Annotated in this window: 18 protein-coding genes; 15 read left to right on the forward strand and 3 right to left on the reverse strand. The window is 71.5% G+C overall.

Features of this window, described 5'->3' with window-relative positions:
• Nucleotides 1–8: 8 nt before the first annotated feature.
• From AAME72_RS08300 to AAME72_RS08325, 6 genes are read left to right on the forward strand one after another with little or no spacing between them, the layout of a single operon-like run.
• Nucleotides 9–944, forward strand: a complete 936-nt coding sequence (locus tag AAME72_RS08300; RefSeq protein WP_348789766.1) for a 3-carboxyethylcatechol 2,3-dioxygenase — start codon at nucleotides 9–11, stop codon at nucleotides 942–944.
• A complete protein-coding gene (locus tag AAME72_RS08305; protein ID WP_348789767.1) occupies nucleotides 941–1,816 on the forward strand; it encodes an alpha/beta hydrolase in 876 nt (291 codons plus the stop codon). The genes AAME72_RS08300 and AAME72_RS08305 overlap by 4 nt, the downstream gene beginning before the upstream one ends.
• Nucleotides 1,813–2,622 (forward strand): fumarylacetoacetate hydrolase family protein, encoded by an 810-nt coding sequence (locus tag AAME72_RS08310; protein WP_348789768.1) that lies wholly within the window; start codon nucleotides 1,813–1,815, stop codon nucleotides 2,620–2,622. Before AAME72_RS08305 ends, AAME72_RS08310 begins: the two co-directional genes overlap by 4 nt.
• A gap of 8 nt (nucleotides 2,623–2,630) precedes the next feature.
• Nucleotides 2,631–3,116, forward strand: coding sequence for a nuclear transport factor 2 family protein (locus AAME72_RS08315; protein ID WP_348789769.1), 486 nt, complete (start codon nucleotides 2,631–2,633; stop codon nucleotides 3,114–3,116).
• The gene (locus tag AAME72_RS08320; RefSeq protein ID WP_348789770.1) at nucleotides 3,113–3,883 is read left to right on the forward strand and encodes an aldolase/citrate lyase family protein; all 771 of its coding nucleotides are present in this window, start codon (nucleotides 3,113–3,115) and stop codon (nucleotides 3,881–3,883) included. Before AAME72_RS08315 ends, AAME72_RS08320 begins: the two co-directional genes overlap by 4 nt.
• Nucleotides 3,880–5,568 carry a bifunctional 3-(3-hydroxy-phenyl)propionate/3-hydroxycinnamic acid hydroxylase gene (locus AAME72_RS08325; protein WP_348789771.1) on the forward strand — a complete coding sequence of 563 codons (1,689 nt, stop codon included), beginning with the start codon at nucleotides 3,880–3,882 and terminating at the stop codon, nucleotides 5,566–5,568. The genes AAME72_RS08320 and AAME72_RS08325 overlap by 4 nt, the downstream gene beginning before the upstream one ends.
• Nucleotides 5,569–5,948: 380 nt before the next feature.
• Here the strand turns inward: AAME72_RS08325 and AAME72_RS08330 are convergent, their stop codons facing one another.
• A complete protein-coding gene (locus AAME72_RS08330) occupies nucleotides 5,949–6,380 on the reverse strand; it encodes a MarR family winged helix-turn-helix transcriptional regulator (RefSeq protein ID WP_348789772.1) in 432 nt (143 codons plus the stop codon).
• Nucleotides 6,381–6,473: 93 nt separating this feature from the next.
• Between AAME72_RS08330 and AAME72_RS08335 the strand changes: the two genes are divergently transcribed.
• Complete coding sequence (locus AAME72_RS08335) at nucleotides 6,474–7,550, forward strand: hypothetical protein (protein WP_348789773.1); 1,077 nt, start codon at nucleotides 6,474–6,476, stop codon at nucleotides 7,548–7,550.
• 56 nt (nucleotides 7,551–7,606) lie between these two features.
• Here the strand turns inward: AAME72_RS08335 and AAME72_RS08340 are convergent, their stop codons facing one another.
• Both AAME72_RS08340 and AAME72_RS08345 read right to left on the reverse strand, forming a co-directional pair.
• The gene (locus AAME72_RS08340; protein ID WP_348789774.1) at nucleotides 7,607–8,794 is read right to left on the reverse strand and encodes a Dyp-type peroxidase; all 1,188 of its coding nucleotides are present in this window, start codon (nucleotides 8,792–8,794) and stop codon (nucleotides 7,607–7,609) included.
• Nucleotides 8,791–9,327 (reverse strand): copper chaperone PCu(A)C, encoded by a 537-nt coding sequence (locus AAME72_RS08345; RefSeq protein WP_348789775.1) that lies wholly within the window; start codon nucleotides 9,325–9,327, stop codon nucleotides 8,791–8,793. The genes AAME72_RS08340 and AAME72_RS08345 overlap by 4 nt, the downstream gene beginning before the upstream one ends.
• Before the next feature lie 170 nt (nucleotides 9,328–9,497).
• Here AAME72_RS08345 and AAME72_RS08350 point away from each other — a divergent pair, with 170 nt between their 5' ends.
• From AAME72_RS08350 to AAME72_RS08385, 8 genes are all read left to right on the forward strand, one after another.
• On the forward strand, nucleotides 9,498–9,935 hold the full coding sequence (locus AAME72_RS08350; protein ID WP_348789776.1) for a winged helix DNA-binding protein: 438 nt from the start codon (nucleotides 9,498–9,500) through the stop codon (nucleotides 9,933–9,935).
• Complete coding sequence (locus AAME72_RS08355; RefSeq protein WP_348789777.1) at nucleotides 9,932–11,347, forward strand: MFS transporter; 1,416 nt, start codon at nucleotides 9,932–9,934, stop codon at nucleotides 11,345–11,347. The genes AAME72_RS08350 and AAME72_RS08355 overlap by 4 nt, the downstream gene beginning before the upstream one ends.
• A 32-nt stretch (nucleotides 11,348–11,379) precedes the next feature.
• A complete protein-coding gene (locus AAME72_RS08360) occupies nucleotides 11,380–11,847 on the forward strand; it encodes a MarR family transcriptional regulator (RefSeq protein WP_348789778.1) in 468 nt (155 codons plus the stop codon).
• A 64-nt stretch (nucleotides 11,848–11,911) separates the two neighbouring features.
• Complete coding sequence (locus AAME72_RS08365) at nucleotides 11,912–13,336, forward strand: MATE family efflux transporter (protein WP_348789779.1); 1,425 nt, start codon at nucleotides 11,912–11,914, stop codon at nucleotides 13,334–13,336.
• A 186-nt stretch (nucleotides 13,337–13,522) separates the two neighbouring features.
• Nucleotides 13,523–13,981, forward strand: coding sequence for a VOC family protein (locus AAME72_RS08370; protein ID WP_348789780.1), 459 nt, complete (start codon nucleotides 13,523–13,525; stop codon nucleotides 13,979–13,981).
• 4 nt (nucleotides 13,982–13,985) lie between these two features.
• Nucleotides 13,986–14,702: a helix-turn-helix domain-containing protein gene (locus AAME72_RS08375; RefSeq protein WP_348789781.1), complete on the forward strand. Its 717-nt coding sequence runs from the start codon at nucleotides 13,986–13,988 to the stop codon at nucleotides 14,700–14,702.
• Nucleotides 14,703–14,778: 76 nt separating this feature from the next.
• Entirely contained in the window at nucleotides 14,779–15,648 is an 870-nt protein-coding gene (locus tag AAME72_RS08380; protein ID WP_348789782.1) for a LysR family transcriptional regulator, read from the forward strand.
• Nucleotides 15,649–15,748: 100 nt separating this feature from the next.
• On the forward strand, nucleotides 15,749–17,254 hold the full coding sequence (locus AAME72_RS08385; RefSeq protein ID WP_348789783.1) for a glycoside hydrolase family 3 N-terminal domain-containing protein: 1,506 nt from the start codon (nucleotides 15,749–15,751) through the stop codon (nucleotides 17,252–17,254).
• Nucleotides 17,255–17,290: the final 36 nt, after the last annotated feature.

The raw sequence follows: 17,290 nt of genomic DNA on the forward strand, positions 1-17,290 counted from the left end.
AAAACACCATGACCCTGGCCGTCGCAGCACTGTCGCACGCCCCCTCCTACGAGAACGTCGATCCGGGCGGGAGCACGCTCGCGGAGATCAACTCCGCGATCGGGGAGGTCCGCGGCTTCGTCGCCGACTTCGACCCCGAGGTGGTGGTGGTCTTCGGGCCCGACCACTTCAACGGCCAGCTCTACTCGCTGATCACCCCTTGGGCGGTCGGAGCGCAGGCGAGCGGCGTCGGCGACTACGGCACGACGGCGGGGCCGCTCCCGGTCGACTCCGACACGGCGAGGGAGCTGCACCGCCTCGTGCTCGAGCAGGGGATCGACATCGGCCGGTCCGAGCGGATGACAGTCGACCACGGGGTCGTGCAGCCGCTTGACTTCGTGTTCGGGAAACGGTTCACCCAGCCGATCGTCCCGGTGTTCGTCAACTCGGTCGGCGCTCCGCTGACGCCGATGTCCCGTGTCCGCCTGATGGGGGAGGCGTTCGGCAGGGCCGCGCAGGAGCTGGACAAGCGGGTGCTGTTCATCGCCTCCGGCGGGATCTCTCACAACCCGCCGATCCCGCGCTGGGAGGGTGCCCCCGGAACCCTGCAGGAGCGCCTCATCGAGTACGCCCCAACGAAGGAGGAGCGGTTCGAGCGCGAGCAGAACATCATCACCGCGATCCAGGCGGTCGCGGACGGGAAGGCTCCCTCGGACCCGCTGAACGAGGAGTGGGACACCCTCCTGCTGGACACCTTCCGCTCGGGTGACCTGAGCAGCGTCGACGACTGGCAGAACGACTGGTTCGTCGCCGAGGGCGGGAGCGCCGCGCACGAGATGCGCAGCTGGATCGCGGCATACTCGGCCCTCGGCACGGCCGGCTCCTACTCGCTGCCGATCGACCACTATTGGGCGGTGAAGGGCTGGGCGTCCGGCTTCGCGATCCAGGCTGCGCGCACGGCATGAGCCGCATGGTCACGTTCTGGGAGGCGGTCGCCGACCTCCCGCACCGGCTCCAGTACATCGAGGTGGGGCCGTGGCTGACCCGGGTGCTCGACGTCGGGGGCGGGGACGACGTGGTCGTCCTCGCCAACGGCACGAGCGGGCACATCGAGGCCTGGACGCAGAACATCCGCGCCCTGGTGGAGGCCGGCTTCCGGGTGGTCGCCTACGACTACCCGGGCCACGGCTACACGACGCCCACCGACCACGACCTCGAGATCCCCGAATACGAGGAGCACCTGCTCGGCCTGATCACCGCCATGCGGCTGGGGCGCGTCCACCTGGCGGGCGAGTCCCTCGGCGGCTGGATCGCCGTGAAGTTCGCGGCGCACCATCCGCACAAGCTGCGTTCGCTCATCCTGAGCGCGCCCGGCGGTCGGGTGGTCGGCGAGCAGCAGGTCGACAAGGCGCAGTCGGTGAGCATGCGCGCGGTGACCGACCCCACGTTCGAGAACGTGAAGAAGCGGCTGCAGGTGGTCATCCACGACCCGGAGAAGATCACGGACGAGCTGGTCCGGGTGCGCAAGGCGATCTACAGCCAGGATCCGACCGGCGAGAACATGGCGCACATCTCGGTGCTGCGCCAGCCGGAGACCCGCTGGCGCAACCGGGTGACCGACGAGGACTTCGCCGCGATCCCCGTGCCGACCCTCTTCGTCTGGACGGACCACGAACCCACCGGCGATGCGGACGAGGGCAGACGCCTCGCCGCCCTGATCCCGCGTGGCGAGTTCCTCCTCGTCGAGGACGCCGCGCACTGGCCGCAATGGGAGGACCCGGACGCGTTCAACGCCGCCGCCGTCGACTTCCTCTCCCGCAACAGGAGGAACGCATGACCGAGAACCCGACGCCGGACACGGCGACGATCCGCGCGATCGCGCGCGAGCTGCACGACGCGCGGGTCGGCGTCTACACGGTGCCGTATGTCAGTCCGCGCCTGCCGGAGCGCGACCTGGAGGCCGCGTACGCGATCTCGGCCGAACTCGCCGCGCTCCGCGAACGCGAGCTCGGCGTGCGGCGCGTCGGCCGGAAGGTCGGCCTGACGAACGCGAAGGTGCAGGCCCGCGTCGGCATCGACGAGCCGGACTACGGCATCATCCACGACGACATGGTCTACCGCTCCGGCGTCCGGCTGCCCGCGTCCGCGTTCAACTTCCTGCGGATCGAGGCCGAGGTCGCCTTCGTGCTGAAGGACGACGTCCTCGACGCCGACCTCGCCGCGATCGCGGCTGCGGTCGACTACGTGACGCCGGCGTTCGAGGTGGTCGACTTCCGCTACGAAGGGGAGGTCGGGCAGATCGTGGACACGATCGCCGACAACGCGGGATGCAGCGGAATCGTCCTCGGCGAGGAGCGGCACCCGTACGGCACCATCGACCTGACGAGCGTCGAGCTGGTCATCGCGACGGCGGACGGGGACGAGATCACGCGCGGTGTCGGCAGCAACGTGCTCGGCGACCCGATCAACGCCATCGCCTGGCTGGCGCAGACCGCCATCCGGGTCGGCGAACCGCTGCGCGCCGGCGAGGTGCTGCTGTCCGGCTCCATCGGCTACATCGAGCCCTGGCCGCCGGACGTGGAGTGCATCGCGACCATCACCGGACTGGGCCGCGTGACCGCGACCCTCGACTCGAAAGGCTAGGCCACTCGATGCCCGAACGCAGCTATGGCGTGGATCCCGCCATCCGCACCGAGATCGAACAGCTCATCTCCGAGCTCCTCTATCGGCTGGATCACGATCAGGCCGACACGACCTGGGAGCTCTACACGGAGGACGCCGAGACGGTCGGACCGCTCGGACCGATGAGGGGCCGCGACGCCGTGAAGGCGTGGGGCGCGAAGCGCGCGCTGCAGACCGACATCGTCGGGCGGCACTTCATCGGCGGGATCCGGCTCGCCTGGGATGCGGGAGTGCTGACCGGCACGGTCGCCTACCTGACGTTCCGCGACTCCGCTGAGGATGTGCTCACGCCGGCCAGCGTGGGCGAGTTCCGCGAGCAGTACCGGCTGGTCGACGGCGAGTGGCGCTTCGCCCGCCGTGAGATCGTCCCCGTGTTCGGCGGCGCGAACGCCGCAGCGCACGCCCGGCGCCTGGCGGAGGCCACAGAAGCCACGGAGACGGGCGACGCTCGATGAAGACGGACGACATCGGCGCGGACGCCGTCCCTCGGCACGCCCCGGCGCTGCTCCACCAGGCGATGAACTCGCAGGCCGCGGGGGAGTTCGTGTCGGCGGCCGGCTACGACGGCAGGATCATCGACCTCCAGCACGGCGAGGTCGGCCTGGACGACGCGTGCCGGCTGCTGCGTTCCATCCCGCGGGAGCACGGCCGGTACGCGTACGCGCGTGTCGGTTCCATCGATGCCGCGCCGATCCTGCGCCTGCTCGACTCGGGCGCGCGCGGCATCATCGCGCCGACCGTGGAGACGGCGGCGCAGGCCGCTGCTCTGGTCGCCGCCACGAAGTACCCGCCGCTCGGCGGCAGGAGCCTGGGTCCGACGCGTCCCGCGCTCTACCCGGGCGACGACTACACAGCCGCCGGCAACCGGTCGGCGTCCGCGATCGTGCAGATCGAGACGCGCGCCGGCTACGAGAACGTCGACGACATCCTCGCGGTCGAGGGGCTGGATTCGGTCTACATCGGGCCGGCCGACCTGGCGGTGAGCTACGGACTCCCCGGCCGCGGCGACTGGGACGACGGCCCCGTCCGCGCGGCGATCGAGGACCTCGCGGTCCGCGTGCGCGCCGCCGGACTCACCCTCGGCTGCTACGCGGCCTCCCCCGCCTACGCGCGAGGCCTCATCGCCGACGGGCTGGTCGACTACGTCGGCCTCGGCATCGACCTCGTCTTCCTGAACCACGCGGCGCAGTCCGCCATCCATGCACTGAGGAGCACCACATGACAGCCATCCCGTTCCCGCCCGCCACCGACGGGTTCGATACCGACGGGTTCGATACCGACGTCGCCGTCATCGGCGCGGGGCCGGTCGGCCTGACGCTGGCCAACCTGCTGGGCCAGCAGGGCGTCGCCACGGTCGTGCTCGAGGCCGGCGCCGAGCTCATCGACTACCCGCGCGCCGTCGGGGTGGACGATGAGGCGCTGCGCGTGATGCAGACCATCGGCCTGGTCCACGAGGTGCTCCCGCACACCATCCCGGACCAGAAGATCTACATGATCAACGGGGAGCGGACGATCATCGGCGAGGTGGACCCGCGCATGCGCGAGTTCGGCTGGCCGCGCCGCAACGGGTTCGTGCAGCCACTGGTCGACCGCGTCCTGCTGGACGGACTCGACCGGTTCGCGTGCGTGCAGGTGCGCTTCGGCTCGGAGGCGGTCGACACCGTCCAGGACGCCGAGGGCGTCACCGTCGCCGTCGCGGGCGGACCTGCCGTGCGTGCCCGCTACGTCGTCGCCGCCGACGGCGGCAGCTCGCCGACCAGGAAGCGGCTGGGGATCCCGTTCACCGGCGAGACCCGCGAGAACAGGGGCCTGGTCATCGACGTGCGCAACGACCCGATCGGCACGCCGCACGCGGTGTTCGGCGGCGACCCGGACCGCGGGTACGGCACGATCGCCTTGCCGCATGGGATCCGGCGGTGGGAGTTCGAGCTGTTCCCGCACGAGGACGAGGCGCTGGTGGAGGACGACGCGTTCGTGTTCGGGCTGCTGGCGAACCACACGCCCGACCCTGCGGGCCTCGACATCATCCGGCGCCGCGTCTACACGCACCACGCCCGGATCGCAGAGCGCTTCCGGGAGGGCAGGATTCTGCTCGCCGGTGACGCCGCCCACGTGATGCCGGTGGTCGGCGGGCAGGGCTGGAACTCGGGGATCCGCGACGCGGTCAACCTCGGCTGGAAGCTGGCCTCGGTCGTGCGTGGCCACGCCGGGCCGGAGCTGCTCGACACCTACGAGAGCGAGCGGATGATCCACGTGACGCAGATCGTGGCCGTCTCGCTGAGCATGGCGAACGAGATGACCGACACCGACCGGGAACGGGCGCGCGCCCGCGACGAGGCGGCGGCTCGCCGGACGCCGGAGGAGCAGGCCCAGGTCCGCGACCAGAGGTTCAAGCCGCAGCCCGCCTACGACGGCGGGGTGGTCCTCCGGACGCCGGCGCCCGAATTCAAGACGCTGCCTGCCCGTGTGGTCGATCGCGCGGCCGGCACCCTGTTCCCTCAGCCGGCGGTGCGGTCGGCGGGCGGCGACGAGCGGCTGCTCGACGACGCGACCGGCCAGGGCTGGCGCATCCTGGCCTGGAACAACGACCCGGCCGCGTTCCTGTCGCCCGCCTCGCTGGTGGCGGCGGAATCGGTCGGTGCGCGGCTCGTCCAGGTCGTCCCCGCCGTCCAGCAGTCCTGGGCGGGCGAACACTGCGCGCCGTCCACCGTGGTGGTCGGCGACCTGGGTGCGCTTCAGGCCTGGTTCGACGCGCGGCCGACGGGCGCCGTCATCCTCCGCCCCGACCACGTCATCGCCGCCGAGTGCCTCGCGCAGGAGCTGGACGAGACGCTGCGGCAGGTGTTCGCGCTCGCCGGGCTCGGGGACCGGGAGCCGGTCGGCGCCGGCCCGGTGTCGGCCGGGTGACGGGCCGACGACCCGCCCTGTCGTACGGAGTCGCCCGGGCCGGCTGCGCGGAGAGCCTTCCGGGTGCGGCCGGATGCACGGGTCGGCTCCGCTCCCGGCACGCAGTGCCGAGTGCACCGCTCGGGAAGTCCGGGCCGCGCCCACGGGTCGGCGAGATCGGGCCCATAGCGTTGTGATGCGTCCCGGGAAGACAAGCTGGTGCTTCTTCACCCGGGGTCGCGGACATCACTAGGGCTGATGTCCCACGGCTGCGGTGACGTCGGGTAGCCGCCGTGGTCGTTGCGAATGCTCCCCCCGCATGTCATCGGGTAGACGGCGGGGGGAGTCGTCGCGTCTCCGGGCGGGGCGCCCGCGCCGCCGGGTGGCGGGCCCCGCCGGCGTTACTCCTCGGCGGCGTTGTAGCGCTCGAGCATCTCGGCGAAACGCTCGATGTCGTCCTCCGACCAGTCGCCGAGACGGTGCGTCATCGTGGTGAGCAGGCTCCGCGCCGAGGCGTCGAGGGCCGCGCGGCCGGCCGCTGTGAGCCGCAGCGAGAGACCGCGGCCGCCGCTCTCGACCGCGGCCGCCTCCACTAGGTCGTGACCGAAGAGCGCTCCGAGCTGCCTGGACACCGTCGAGCGGTTCAGTTGCAGGTGCGCGGCGATGTCTACGGCGCGGCAGCCGGGGTGCTCGTCGATGAACGTCAGCAGCGAGCGGTCGACGACCGAGAGTGCCTCGTTCTCCCGGCGCACACGGGCGGTGCCCCGGCGGCCGACGAGGGTCAGTTCGCGGTGGACGCGGGCGATGGCGTCCTCTCGTCCCGGCTCGGTCATGGGCACATCTTGGCAGCCGGAGTTGCACTGCGCAACTGTCCGATGTATGTTGCACTGCGCAACTTTGCAGCCCGAGAGGATCCCGCCACCCGAATGTCAGCCCACCGTATCGGCCCCGTCCCGCCCGCCCTTCGTCGCCCACGGTTCTGGCCGCCCGCCGCGTTCTGGCGGGCCCTCGGGTCGCACATCCTCATCCCGCTCTTCCTCGCCGCCGGAATGGCGATCACCTACCTCGGGGCGTTCCACCAGCCGCAGCCGCACGACCTGCCGATCGCGATCGTCGGGCAGGGGCCGGCGGCCGAGGTGTTCGCCCAGACCATGAACGACGAGGCGCCCTCGGAGCTGGACGTCACCACCGTCGCCACCGCGGACGAGGCCACGGCGCAGGTGCGCGATCAGAAGCTCGCGGCGGCCTACCAGTCGACCGCGACGACCGCGACGATCTACCTCTCGACGGCGGCCTCCACCGCGCAGGCGTCCGCGGCGGAGGAGATCTTCCTGCCGATCGCCTACAAGCAGCACCTGCCGGTCAGCATCCAGGACGTCCGTCCGGTGACCGGCGACGACCGGACCGGGCAGGGCCTGTTCTTCCTGATGGTGGCGCTGAGCGTCGGCGCCTACTCGAGCGCGATCGCCATCGCGGCCGTCACCGCCAAGCTCGGCATCGGCTGGCGGCTCGCCGTCGCCGCGGTGACCGCGCTCGTCGTGGCCGGGATCGGCGTCGTCGTCGCCGGCGGGATCTACCACGTGCTGAACGGGAACGAGTGGACGATCTGGCTGCTGGGCGCGCTGTACGTCTTCGGTATCGTCGCGATCGGCATCGGACTGCATCCCGTGCTCGGCAAATGGACGACGCCGACGCTGACGCTGCTCTTCGTCATGCTGAACTTCACGAGTTCGGGCGGTATCTTCCCGCACGACATGCAGCCGTGGTTCTTCGCCGGCCTCAACACGTTCTGGAACGGCGCGGCGTGGCTGGATGCGGCACGGGCGCTGACCTACTTCCCCGGCCAGCAGTTCGGATTCGACGGGCTGCGGCTGGCGCTGTGGGCCGTGTCCGGCGTGGGCCTCGTCGGCCTCAGCCACCTGCTCACGACCCGGCGTCGCGCGGCCGCCGACGACACGGTGCCGGCGACCGCCGAGGAGGAGGCCGCGGTCGTCGCCGCCTGAGGGAGGCGGGACGGACGGCGGGGGTGCGCCACGTCGGGAGCCTGCCCCCCCGTCGCTCAGCCCAGAAGCGTCTCGCCGACGAACCCGCCCGGCGCCCATCCCGGCGGGATCGCGAACACCGCGGACCCGACCGGGGTCGTCCACCGGTTCAGCAGGTCCAGCTCGTCGAGGCGGCGCTGGATCGGAACGAACTGCGCATCCACGTCGGCCTGGTAGGACCCGAACAGGAGGCCGGCCGCGCCGGCCGGCTCGGTGAAGGTGTAGCCGCGGCGGTGGATCTGCTCTCTGCCGGAGCGTGCCCGGCGCACGTGCGCGAAGGCGGGGATGACGGGGAAGCCGTGCGCGTCGACCGCCTGCAGGTCGGGATCGTCCGTCTCCCGCGAGCCGGTGAGCGGCGCGCCGGTGCGGAGCGTTCGCCCCAACGCCTGCTCGCGGCTGGGCCGGTCGAGTCGATCCCAGCCGTCGAGGTCCATGCGGATGCGCCTCAGGACGAACGAGGTGCCTCCCGCCAGCCACCGCGGCTCCGCGGTGCACCACAGGCTCGACGCGAAGTCGGGGTCCTCCGGCCGTGGGTTGGCCGTGCCGTCCAGCTGTCCGAACAGGTTCCGCATCGTGCTGCCCGGCGTCTCCGAGCCGGCGGCGCGACGGAACCCGGTCTGCTGCCAGCGGAGCGAGCCGAACGTCCGGACATCTTTAAGCAGCATCCGTGTCGCGTGCACGACGGTGAGCGGATCGTCCGACGCGACGGCGATCAGGAGGTCACCGCCGCAGTAGGCCGGGTCGAGCCGGTCGACGGAGAAGGCCGGAAGCGGACGCAGCCAGGCCGGGGCCGCGGCTCCCGCCCGGGCGACGAATCCCGGACCGACGCCGAAGGTCACGGTCAGACCCGCCGGCGCCCCGGCGAGCTCGGGCTCGTCGTCGGCCAGCGGGCCGCGACCCTGGGTCAGTCGTGCGGCGTCGTCGGTGAGCAACCGCATCAAACGGGCGAGGCCGGCGCGGTCGGTCGCGGGGTCCAGATCGACCGCGGCGTAGCTCACGTGGGCGGGCGGTGCGACGGTGACGCCCGCCTGATGCCGGCCGTGGAACGGGACGGTCCGCTCACCGTTCAGCGCCGTCGGGGTGGCCTCCGGCGGAGGTCCGCCTCCCGCGACCAACCCAGCGACGCCTGCGGCCGCGGCCGCGCCGATGCCGAGCCCCGCACCGCCGACGAGCAGTCCGCGCCGGGAGACGCGACGATCCGTCATCCGTCGCTACCGGGCGTCGGGGTCGCGCTCATGCCGCCGTCGTACGACTCGTCCGCGCCGCTGTACGCCTTGGCGGTGGCCGTGAACGGGACGGTCCGGCCGTCGTCCAGGGTCAGTGTGATCGTCACCGAGTCGCCGGGCTCGACGGGACCGGTCAGTCCCATCAGCATGATGTGCCTGCCGCCGGGGGCGAGCACGAGCGACCCGTGGGCGGGCACCGCGAAGCCGGCCTTCGCCTCCTTCATCGACGAGGACCCCATGGGGTCCTGCACGGTCTCGTGCAGCTGGACGGACTCGGCGGCGGAGGAGCGCGCCGCGACCACCGTCACCGGCGCAGTGCCGTGGTTCTCCAGCGCGGCGAAGGCGCTCGTCATGCCCGAGTCGGCCGCCTTGACCCAGCCGTCGACGACGGTCAGCGGGGCGGGCGGTGGCGTGCTCCGATGGGCGGTGGGCGCGGATGAAGCGCACGCGGTGAGGGCGGACAGGAGGACGATGCCGGCGATCGCGGCGGTGACGCGGGTGAGCGGGCGCATGGGGCTCCTCAGAGGGGATGGGCGGGTGTGCCGGAATCGACGCTAGGGCGGGTGCGCCGCCCATCCGGGCGCGTTCGCGGGGAATCCCGTGCCGTCCCGCCAGCAGTCCGTAGAGGGCGATCGAGGAGTGTGTAACTGATTAACACGCATTAAGCAGCTAAACTGATGAAATGGCTCCCGCATCCACATCCCGGCAGGCGGCGCTCGAGGTGCGTCTCGCGTTCGCGCGACTGCGTCGACGGCTGCGCGAGGTCTCGACGGGCGATGGCGCCCTGTCCGCTCTGCAGGCGTCCGTGATCGCGCGCGTCGGCAAGGGCGAGGCCTCGATGGCCGCCGAGCTGGCACGCCTCGAGGTGGTCCGGCCGCAGTCGATGGCCACCACGCTGGCCGCGCTCGAGAGCGCAGGACTGATCGCCCGGTCGCCGGATCCGGCCGACGGGCGACGCCAGGTGATCACCCTCACCGAGGCGGGCGAGGCCGTCGAGGGTGGCATCCTGGGTGAGCGGCACGAGTGGCTCGCCGCCGTCATCGAGGAGCGGCTCGACGAGGACGAGCGGCGGACGCTGATCGCCGCGGCGGAGCTCCTGAACAGGCTGAGCGCGTCGTGACCGCGACCGTCACGCGGCACGCGCCGCCGCCGGACCGCTTCGATCGGCGGCTGCTGTCGCCGATGATGCTCGGCGCCATCCTGAACCCGATCAACTCGTCGATCATCGCGGTGGCGCTCGTCCCGATCGCGACCTCCCTCGGCGCCCCCGCGTCCGAGACGGCATGGCTCGTCTCCGCGCTGTACCTCGCGACCTCCATCGGCCAGCCGCTGATCGGGCGGCTCGTGGACACGTTCGGGCCGCGCCGCCTGTTCCTCGCCGGCGCGCTGCTGACGACGATCGCCGGCGTCGTCGGGGTGCTGGCGCCGAACCTCGGCTTCCTCATCGCCGCGCGCGTCATCCTCGGCTTCGGCACCTGCGCCGGCTACCCGGCGGCGATGTACCTGATCCGCAGCGAGGCCAAGCGCACCGGGATGCGGAGCCCGGCCGGCGTGCTCACCGCCCTGTCGGTCACGACGCAGACGATCGCGGTCGTCGGCCCGACGCTCGGCGGCCTCCTCATCCAGGTCGGCGGGTGGCGCGCCACGTTCGCGGTCAACATCCCGCTCGGAGCCGCTGCGCTCGTCCTCGGCCTGCTGTTCCTGCCGAAGACGACCGCGCTCGACACCGAGCGGCCGCCGCGCGGGCGACTGGACCTCCTCGGCATCGCGCTGTTCGCAGCGACCCTCGTCGCGCTGCTGCTGTTCCTCATGGACATCCGGATGACGACGCTGTGGCTCCTTGCGCTCGCGGCGCTTCTCGGCGCCGGGTTCGCGCTCTGGGAGCTGCGGAGACCGGATCCGTTCATCGACGTGCGGGTCTTCGCGGGCAACATTCCGCTGCTCGTCACCTACGCGCGGTCGGTGCTCGCCGCGACGGTGAGCTACTGCTACCTCTACGGCTTCACGCAGTGGCTGGAGGGCGGGCGCGGGCTGAGCCCGTCGGGAGCCGGTCTCGTACTGCTGCCGACGTTCGGGGTCGGCATCGTGGTGGCCTCGGTGTTCGGTCGGCGGCCGGAGATCCGCTGGAAGCTGCTGCTCGGCTCGCTGACCCAGGTGGTGATGGCGGTGCTGCTGCTGCTCGTCGGTGACGGTGCGCCGGTGTTCGCGCTGCTCGGAATCGCCGTCGTGATCGGCATCCCGCAGGGGCTGGTGAATCTCGCCATCCAGAACACGCTCTACTATCAGGCGGATCCGGAGCGGATCGGCGCCTCGGCGGGGCTGCTGCGGACGTTCATGTACCTCGGCGCGATGCTCGCCTCCTCGGCGACCGGCGCATTCTTCGGGCAGCGCGCGGACACTCCCGGCCTGCACGAGCTGGCGTGGTTCATGCTCGCCGCGGCGGGGCTGTTCCTCCTCATCACGGTGTTCGACCGGTCGCTCCGCCGCGTCGACCGCGAGGCGACGGGCGGCGGCGCTTCCGAAACGCGTTGACAGTTTGAATTCTAACTATTAGAGTTCTAACTATGACAGCGAGAACCGAGCGATTGGCCGTGCTCCTGCGCACGCTGATGTTCGCCCAGCGAGCGGCGGGGGAGGAGTGGATCCGCGAGAGCGGGCTCACCCGATCCCAGTCGTTCACCCTGGGGTACGTCGACGCCCACTCGGATCGCGGCGTGATCGGCCGCGAGCTCGCCGAGATGTCGGGAACGACGCCGGCCAGTGTCACGAGCCTCCTGCAGGGACTCGAGGACCGCGGCTACATCACGCGGGAGCCGTCGCCGACGGACTCGCGCGTGAAGCTCGTCCGTGCGACGGCGGAGGGCTCCCGGGTGATCGCAGGATTCGACGAGGCCATGTCCGCCGCGCAGGAACGCCTCTTCTCCACACTCGACGACGCCGAGCAGGATGCGCTCATCGCGCTGCTCGAACGCGTCACAGACGGTGTCGACGCGCAGGACGACGGGCCGCCTCCCGGCCGCGGTCGGCGCTAGCACCGACTCCGCACCCTCACTTCTTCTGGCTTTCGAAGCCGTTCACCGGAACGGAGGTTCCACCATGTCCGAAACCAACAACCGCACCACGCTCTCCTCCGCCCCCATCTGGCGGGCGCTCGTGCACCTCTGCGTGCCCATGATCGCCGGCTTCTCGGTCGGCGCCGTCTACAACATCATCAACGCGGGCTTCATCGGGACGCTGCACTCGACCCCGCTGCTCGCCGCCCTCACCTTCTCCCTCCCTGTGTTCGCCCTGGTCATGGCCGTCGGCGGCGTCTTCGGCGTCGGCGGCGGCACCTACGTGTCGCGCCTGCTCGGCTCGCAGGACGTGGAGGGCGCGGATGCGGACGCGGCCGCGCTCCGCATCAAGCAGGTGTCCTCGTTCACGCTGTGGGGCGCACTGATCGCCGGCGCGGGTATCGGCCTGCTCGGTGTGGTCTTCGCCGTGCCGCTGGCGGCAGCGGTCGGCGCGAGCGGCAGCGCCCTCGGACCGACAGCGCTCTACATCGGCGCGATGTTCGCCTTCGCGCCGATCTATGTCGCCGCGTTCGCGCTCGAGCAGCTGGTGCGGGCGGAGGGGGCGGCGGTCGCATCCATGACCGGCCTGATCGCGTCGACGATCGCCAACCTGGTGTTCGACGTGCTGTTCATCCTGGTGCTGAACTGGGGCGTCCTCGGCGCCGGCATCGCTCTCGGCCTCTCGAACATCGTGACCGTCGGCTACTACGTGTGGTGGCTGAGCAGGAAGAGCGAGGCCGTCTCGCTCGCGCTGCGGCACTTCCGCGTGGACAGGGAGATGCTTTCGACGGTGTTCGGCGTCGGCGTCTCGGAGCTGCTGATGTCGTCCTTCCTGATCGTCACCACGCTGGTGATGAACTGGATCGCGATCGGCTACGGGCAGTCCCTGCTCGCCGCGATGGGAGTGGCGCTGCGCATCTCGCAGCTGCCGGAGATGCTCTGCATGGGCGTGTTCATGGGCGCCATCCCGCTCTTCGCGTACGCCTTCGGCGCCAGGGACCACGGCCGGCTGCGCCGTGCGATCACCGGGAGCGCGATCGGGATCGCCGGGATCACGCTGGTGTTCTCCGGGATCGTCTTCGCCTTCCGCGACCAGGTGTTCGCGCTGTTCAGCGCCGACCCGTCGGTGGTGGAGGACGGCACGCTCATCCTGACCGCGATGCTGGTGGCGACGCTGTTCAACGGCTTCACGGGGCTCGTGATCGCGGTGTTCCAGGCGACAGAGCAGATGCGGAACGCCACGATCATGTCCGTCGCGCAGGGCATCCTGTTCATCCCGGTGGTGCTGCTCGGCAACGCGGTGTTCGGGATGACCGGGGTGATCTGGGCGATGACGTTCACCGAGCTGCTCACGTTCGGTCTGGGCGCGCTGCTCTTCGCGCTCTCCCGCCGGGCGCTGGCCACCCCGTCCGCGGAAGCCGTGGCCGAGGCGACCGACCCCGCGCCCGAGCCGTCCCCCGTCCCGTAGGCTCCGGGCCCGCGAAGCCGCCGAGTACGCGGATTCTCTCCGTACTCGGCGGTTTCGGGGCGATTTTCTGCGTACTCGAGCGGTGGGATGGGGAGGATGGATGCGCGCGTTACTTGCTATTGACAAGTCTGCTTGTTAAGAGCAAGCTAAGGGCAGAAAGCGGCACACCGAATCCAGGAGGACATCATGACCGCGACCAACATCTTCGTGAACATCCCGACCTCGGACCTCGAGCGCTCGAAGGCGTTCTACGAGGCCCTCGGCTACACCATCAACCCGCTCTTCACCGACGAGAACGCGGCCTGCGTCGTGCTCGACGAGAACGTCTTCTTCATGGTGCTCACCCGTGAATACCTGGCGACGTTCACCGACAAGGAGATCATCGACCCCGCCAAGCAGGCCGGCGCCATGGTGGCGCTCTCGTGCGAGTCCCGCGAAGGCGTCGACGCCATCCTCGAGCGCGGGCTGAACGCGGGCGGCAGCGAGCCGCGCGAGGCGCAGGACTACGGCTTCATGTACTCGCGCGACCTGGAGGACCCGGACGGCAACAACTTGTCCTACCTCTACATGGCGCCGGCCGCCGCCGAGAAGGGCCCGGAGGCGTACATGACCGAGCAGGGAGCCGACGCCTCGGCATCGGCCTGAGCGCATGGCTGCCCGATCGCCGCGGGGGTTCGGTCAGTACGGGGGAGTGGCCCGCGCCGTCGAGCGGGTCGGGGAACGCTGGGCTCTGCTCATCGTCCGCGACCTGCTCGCCGGTGCGCGGCGGTACAGCGACCTGAAGTCCGGCCTCCCGCGCATCCCGACGAACATCCTGAGCGACCGGCTCAAGGAGTTGCAGGAGGCGGGCGTCATCCGGCGCGTCCCCACGGTCCGGGGCGGATACGAGCTGACGCCGCTCGGGCGCGCGCTCGAACCCGTGGTGCTCGAACTGGAACGCTGGGGCTGGGCGACGCTCGGCGACCCCGGCGACGGCGAGGTGCTCACCGCTGACGCGCTCGCAGTGTCGCTGCGTGCGGCGTTCCGCCCGGACGAGGCGGAGGCGCTGCCGCCGACCGAGTACGTGCTGCATGTCGGCGACGTCTCGATCAGTGCGATTGTGGCGGGACGCGCGCTCGACCTGATCGCGATCGGCCCGGCCGCTCTCCCGCAGCCGACGCGCAGGCTCGCGGCGATCGTCCCGGTGGATGTGCTCGAGCTGCTGGTGCCGATGTCCGGCTTCCGCGAGCTTCTCGTCGGCGGGACCGGGGACGCCGAGGTGACCGTCGGCGACGATGCGCTGCTGACCCGGTTCCATCGGACGTTCCGGATCGATCCCGTCCCCGACGCGGACGCGGGGGAGTCGGCGGTGGCGTCGGTGGCGTGACGGCGTGCGCGGCGCGCGCAGGCCGGCGATTGGTGGCGCTTGTCGGCGCGCGTCGATTGACCAGTATTCTTGCTGAATGGAACTCCGTCAGCTCGAGCACTTCGTCACCGTCGCCGAGGAGAAGCACTTCACGCGGGCCGCGGAGCTGCTGCAGATCTCGCAGTCCGGGCTCTCCGCGTCCATCCGGTCGCTGGAGCAGGAACTCGGCACCTCACTGTTCATCCGGAGCACCCGGCGGGTCGAGCTGACGACGGCCGGCCAGGCGCTGCTCGCCGACTCGGTACGCACGCTGGCCAGCGCGGCGGCGGCGCGGAACGCGGTCGCTGCCGTGCGAGGGCTGGTGCGCGGCCGGCTGACCATCGGGGCGGAGCCGTGCCTCGGCTCGGTCGACCTTCCGGCCGAGCTGGCGTCCTTCCGCACGGCGAACCCGGGCGTGGAGGTGCGCCTGCGCTACTCGGGCTCGGTCGAGCTCGTGGACGCGGTCGCGGGCGGCCGGGTGGATGTCGCGGTCGTCGTCGACACCGGGCACACTCCCGCTGGGGTTCAGCTGCGGCGGCTCAGCACGCAGGAGCTGCTCGTGCTCTGCCATCCGGAGCACCGGTTCTCCGGCGAGGAGCGCATCCCGATCGAGTCGCTGCGCGGCGAGGCGCTGGTCGGGTTCCAGGACGGCTGGGGGGCGCAGGCGCTGACGCGTCGCGCGTTCGCGGCGGCGGGATTCGACTACCGAGCGGCGATGGAGGTCAACGACGTGCATCCGCTGCTCGACCTCGTCGGCTACAACCTGGGCGTTGCCGTGGTTCCAGCGAGCTTCGCGCGCAAGCGGCCTGACCAGTTGCGCGCGGTCGCGCTGAGCGGCGACGTCCCGACGTGGACGGTCGCGGTGGCGGTCGCGGAGGAGCCGAGCCCGGCCGCCGCGGCGTTCCTGCGGCAGCTCCAGACCGCCTGACTCGCTCCTCGACGCGGGTGTCGCGCCTTCTTGGAAATGGGTTGCATTCTGCAGCCGGGTTGTGAAGGATATTTCCAAACGACGCGAGGGGAATGCCGCGATGATGCACAGCTCCACCGATCCCGCCATCCGAAGACTCGTCGCCGGCGTGCTCTGGCCGGGCTTCCTTGGCAGATCCGCGCCCGACTGGCTGCTGCGTGAGCTCGACTGCGGACTGGCCGGGGCCGTGTACTTCGGGCAGAACATCAATCAGGACGATCCGGACCAGGTGAGCACCCTCTCCCGCCGGCTCGCGGTGCGCCCTGGCGTGCTGCTCGGCATCGACGAGGAGGGCGGGCGCGTCTCGCGCCTGGAGACGGCGCGCGGCTCCACGCTGCCGAGCGCCGCGCAGCTGGGGCGTGTCGACGATCCCGCTCTCACCAGGGCAGCCGCGGCGGAGCTCGGTCGCCGGGTGCGCGCGTCCGGGGCGAACGTCGCCCTCGCGCCGGTCGCCGACGTCAACACGAACCCGCGCAATCCCGTGATCGGCACGCGGTCGTTCGGCGCGACGGCGGAGCTCGTGTCGCGACACGTCGCCGCGAGCGTCCACGGCATCCAATCGGCCGGTGTCGCCGCCTGCGCGAAGCACTACCCGGGCCACGGCGACACCGCGGTGGATTCGCACCTCGGGCTTCCGTACGTCGCGCTCCCCGGGGACGAGGTGGAGGCGCAGCACCTGCCACCGTTCCAGGCGGCCATCGACGCGGGCATCGCCGCGATCATGACCTCGCACGTCGTCGTCGAGGCGTTCGGCGACGCTCCCGCCACGGTCGACGCCCGGGTGCTGGGGATGCTGCGGGAAGGCGGTTTCACCGGCGCGATCGTGACGGACGCCCTCGACATGGCGGCCATCCGCGCCCAGTACGGCTCCGGCCCCGGCGCGGTACGCGCCCTGCTGGCCGGGGCGGACCTGCTCTGCCTCGGCAACCCGTTCGACCACGCGCCCGCGGGCGGTGTTCCGAGTGACGAGGCCGAATACGCGGTGGTCAGGGATGCGCTGCTCGGCGCGGTGGAGGGCGGCGACCTCCCGGTGTCCGTCCTGGAGCGCGCGGCGGCCTCGGTCGCGGCCCTCTCGCAACGGGTGGTCGCGCTCGCCGTCGACGCGGAAGCAGGAGAGCCGTTCGACGCGGCCGCGGTGGTGCTCGAGGCCGTCGTGGTGCACGGCGCGCCCGCGCTGAGCGGCGGGGACCGCATCCTGCTCGACCTGCGCGATCGGGCGAGCGGGGTGGTCGGGTCGGTTGCGGAGCCGTTCGCGGTCGCGTTCGGCGCCGGCCGCGTGCAGGTCGGGCCGCTCGGCGGTCGCGACGTCGTCGCGGCGCTGTCGGACGCGCTCGCAGCCGTGCCGGCCGACGCGCAGCCGATCGCTCTGGTGGACGCGGTGCAGGAGGGGAGTGCGCAGCGGCGTGCGCTCGGGATGCTGGCCGCGGCCCGGCCGGGCGCGATCGCCGTCAACACGGGGCTGCCCGCGCCGGAGGGGCTGCCGCTCGACGGGATCGACGCCTACGGGTCGAGCCGGGTCACGGCGGAGGTCGTAGCCGCGCTCACCGCCGGGGCTCCGGTCGCCTGAATGCGGTCGCGCCTGCACCGAGGGGCACGTCGTTGT

The sequence above is a fragment of the Leifsonia sp. NPDC080035 genome, assembly GCF_040050925.1.
Classification (GTDB): Bacteria; Actinomycetota; Actinomycetes; order Actinomycetales; family Microbacteriaceae; genus Leifsonia.

Bases quoted from the DNA above. Each gene is read 5' to 3' on its own strand.
- AAME72_RS08300 (WP_348789766.1), top strand. From the start codon at position 9: ATGACCCTGGCCGTCGCAGCACTGTCGCACGCCCCCTCCTACGAGAAC.
- AAME72_RS08305 (WP_348789767.1), top strand. From the start codon at position 941: ATGAGCCGCATGGTCACGTTCTGGGAGGCGGTCGCCGACCTCCCGCAC.
- AAME72_RS08310 (WP_348789768.1), top strand. From the start codon at position 1,813: ATGACCGAGAACCCGACGCCGGACACGGCGACGATCCGCGCGATCGCG.
- AAME72_RS08315 (WP_348789769.1), top strand. From the start codon at position 2,631: ATGCCCGAACGCAGCTATGGCGTGGATCCCGCCATCCGCACCGAGATC.
- AAME72_RS08320 (WP_348789770.1), top strand. From the start codon at position 3,113: ATGAAGACGGACGACATCGGCGCGGACGCCGTCCCTCGGCACGCCCCG.
- AAME72_RS08325 (WP_348789771.1), top strand. From the start codon at position 3,880: ATGACAGCCATCCCGTTCCCGCCCGCCACCGACGGGTTCGATACCGAC.
- AAME72_RS08330 (WP_348789772.1), bottom strand. From the start codon at position 6,380: ATGACCGAGCCGGGACGAGAGGACGCCATCGCCCGCGTCCACCGCGAA.
- AAME72_RS08335 (WP_348789773.1), top strand. From the start codon at position 6,474: ATGTCAGCCCACCGTATCGGCCCCGTCCCGCCCGCCCTTCGTCGCCCA.
- AAME72_RS08340 (WP_348789774.1), bottom strand. From the start codon at position 8,794: ATGACGGATCGTCGCGTCTCCCGGCGCGGACTGCTCGTCGGCGGTGCG.
- AAME72_RS08345 (WP_348789775.1), bottom strand. From the start codon at position 9,327: ATGCGCCCGCTCACCCGCGTCACCGCCGCGATCGCCGGCATCGTCCTC.
- AAME72_RS08350 (WP_348789776.1), top strand. From the start codon at position 9,498: ATGGCTCCCGCATCCACATCCCGGCAGGCGGCGCTCGAGGTGCGTCTC.
- AAME72_RS08360 (WP_348789778.1), top strand. From the start codon at position 11,380: ATGACAGCGAGAACCGAGCGATTGGCCGTGCTCCTGCGCACGCTGATG.
- AAME72_RS08365 (WP_348789779.1), top strand. From the start codon at position 11,912: ATGTCCGAAACCAACAACCGCACCACGCTCTCCTCCGCCCCCATCTGG.
- AAME72_RS08370 (WP_348789780.1), top strand. From the start codon at position 13,523: ATGACCGCGACCAACATCTTCGTGAACATCCCGACCTCGGACCTCGAG.
- AAME72_RS08375 (WP_348789781.1), top strand. From the start codon at position 13,986: ATGGCTGCCCGATCGCCGCGGGGGTTCGGTCAGTACGGGGGAGTGGCC.
- AAME72_RS08380 (WP_348789782.1), top strand. From the start codon at position 14,779: ATGGAACTCCGTCAGCTCGAGCACTTCGTCACCGTCGCCGAGGAGAAG.
- AAME72_RS08385 (WP_348789783.1), top strand. From the start codon at position 15,749: ATGATGCACAGCTCCACCGATCCCGCCATCCGAAGACTCGTCGCCGGC.